The sequence below is a fragment of the Dokdonella sp. genome (assembly GCF_049593775.1).
Taxonomy (GTDB): domain Bacteria; phylum Pseudomonadota; class Gammaproteobacteria; order Xanthomonadales; family Rhodanobacteraceae; genus Dokdonella.
The window spans coordinates 1-2,640 of sequence record NZ_JBAWHJ010000121.1 but is presented as its reverse complement, the minus strand read 5'-3'; the positions used below and the strand labels follow the sequence as shown (position 1 = coordinate 2,640).

At 60.9% G+C, this 2,640-nt stretch carries 2 protein-coding genes; one reads left to right on the top strand and one right to left on the bottom strand.

Annotated elements, in window-relative coordinates; all coding sequences use genetic code 11:
- Positions 1-352 precede the first annotated feature (352 nt).
- Complete coding sequence (locus tag WBP53_RS03955; RefSeq protein ID WP_423926157.1) at positions 353-769, top strand: MAPEG family protein; 417 nt, start codon at positions 353-355, stop codon at positions 767-769.
- A gap of 55 nt (positions 770-824) precedes the next feature.
- On the opposite strand, the gene WBP53_RS03950 is transcribed toward WBP53_RS03955, so the two are convergent.
- A partial coding sequence (locus tag WBP53_RS03950; protein ID WP_423926155.1) for a prolyl oligopeptidase family serine peptidase occupies positions 825-2,640 on the bottom strand: 1,816 nt, incomplete at its 5' end.

Genomic DNA, 2,640 nt, shown 5'->3' with positions numbered 1-2,640 from the left:
GTCGCAACGGGTGCTGTCGCGGTATTGCTGGGCCTGGTCGTTGGTGCGGTGTCAGCGAATTCCGGGCCGGCTATCAGCGCGCTGATTGAAAGCGCGATAAGTATCTTGCGCATAGTCATGTATTCGTGGAAAGGACTTGGAACGCCCGGACAGTGGGGCACCAGTACGCAATCCGCTCTGAACCGCCCTTCTGAACGACAGCTGCCATTGGGGAGCGGAAATCATTTGCAATCTTCGGCTCGCTTTCCGCTTGCTGCGTGATACTCACATACATGAAGGGATGTTCAAGCAGACGTGGATTCCCCGATACAGCTAGACTCGGTGCCAACCCGATCAGAGCCCACGCATCGCGATGCCCAATCAGCTCATCTTCCTGCCAATTATGGTGCAAGTACTGTTGACAGTCGGCCTGTATGTCGCTCTCGCGGTAGCCAAGGCACGCGCCGCCAGAGAGGGACTGGTCGATGTCGAACGCAGAGCCCTGCATGCCGATGCCTGGCCCGAGAGCGTGCAGAAGATCAACAACAACATCCGCAACCAGTTCGAGGTTCCGGTGTTGTTCTACGTGCTCGTCGTCGTGCTCTATCAACTCGGTGCTGCCGGTCTCGCGGCCCAGGTGCTCGCATGGCTGTTCGTCGCCAGCCGTCTGGTCCACGCATTCATTCATACCGGAGCCAACGTCGTCCCCGTTCGCCGGAAGGCGTTCATGTTCGGCTGCCTGGTGGTCATCGCCATGCTTGTGCTGGCGATCGTGGCAGTGCTTGGATGAAGTCAATCAGGACGAGGCGGGTGCGCCTTGACTGGCACACCCGACATGGCAGATTTCAGTCGGCCTCGGCCTCAACTGCAGCGCTTTCTTCATCCTCGGCAAGATTGCGCTGGAAGTGATCGTAGAGTTTGCGGAAGGCATAGCGTGTTTGCGCAAGCCCCTCGTTGTCCCAGCCATGTCCGGCATTCGGCAGCGCAACCAGGTCCACGTCCTTGCCTTGCAGGATCAGCCGCTGGACCAGGGTTACCGAGTCCTTGAACAGGACAACACTGTCGCGCATGCCGTGAATCAGCATGAGGTGACCCTTGAGATCACCCGAGCGCAGATAGGCCGATGATTTTTCATACTCGGCTTGCTTGTCCTGTGGCGCCATCATGGTCTGCATCTCGCCGGTCAGCGCATGGAACACATTCGTTGCGGGTGCGCCGGCAACCCCGGCCTGATAGGCATCCGGGTAGCGGAACATCGACATGGCGGTCAGCAGGCCGCCGTAGCTGCTGCCCCAGATGCCGATCCGCTTCGGATCGACGAAGCCCTGGTCGACCAGGTAGCGCGTGCCGCTATAGAGATCGTCCACATCGACACCACCGTAGTCTTCGCGGATGCGCTGGCGGAAGGCCTTGCCATGGCCGGAGCTGCCGCTGATATCGACGTTCATGACCACGTAGCCTTGCTGGGCGAGGAACTGGTCCAGCCCCCAGGTCGGGTGATAGACGCGCCCGCCCCATTCGTTGTGCACGGAGTTGCTGTAGACCGAGCCGAGGATCGCGGGGTACTTCTTGTTCGGATCGAAGTCGGGCGGCAGGGTCAGGCGTGCATGCACCGGCATACCGTCATTGATGTTCGGGTAGACGACGTACTTCGCCGCGACCCAGTGATAGTCACTGAACTCGGGCAGGGGTGAATGCGTCACTTGCGTGGGTACGGGCGTGGCACCACCGGCGACTGCAGTCGATTGCAGGTACAGATCCGGCGGTGTGACATCGTTGGAGTAGAGATCGGCGAGCTGCTTGCCGTCGGGTGAGACTTGGGGATGGTGCGCACCTTCGGCCGGTGTCAGCATCTGTGCGGCACCGCCATCGAGCGGAACGCGAAGGACACGACGGGATTCGGTGTTGCCCGGGTTGCTGACAACGAACAGCGCGTTCGCTGGAGCCGAAAGGCTTACTGAAAACACGGCCCAGTCGCCGGCAGTGATCGCTCGCGGATCCCCGCCCGCCAATGCCTGATAGTAGACGTGATAGTCGTTGTCGCGGTCCGACGTGAAGTAGATGCCCTTGCCATCCGGCGCCCAATCGACCCACCACTCGGCGGTGACGTTGTTGGCATTGGCTTCCTGCAGGAGCAATCGCGATTCGCCAGTCTTCGCATCGGCAACCAGGATGCGCCTGTCCTTGATGTAGAGATCACTCTTGTCGATCAACAGTTTCTTGCTGTCGGGCGACCAGCGCAGACCGAAAATCTGGTCGAGTGGATTCTCGCCGAGATTGATCCATAGCACGTCGCCGCCACTGCTCGCCACGACACCTACCCGACGCGAGGGCGATGGCTCGCCGGGGAAGGCGCGCTTGACCTCGACCAGGCGTGACGATTCGCCGAGGTAGTCGGGAATTCCGCGCACGGGTACTTTGGAAGCATCCGATTCGACGAAAGCGAGATGCTTGCCATCGTCGGACCAGACGAAGGATTCGACGCGCGTGTCGGGTCGACCGGGTGCATGGATCTCGCGTGATTCGGAACTGGCCGCCTTGAAGTTGATGACCCTCAGATTCCCCGCCGAGAGATAGGCGATGGCGTTGGCGCTCGCAGACGTAGCGGCCTGAGACGCGCGGGTTTGCGCATCGGTCAGGGGCTTCACGGCCTGGCCGGGC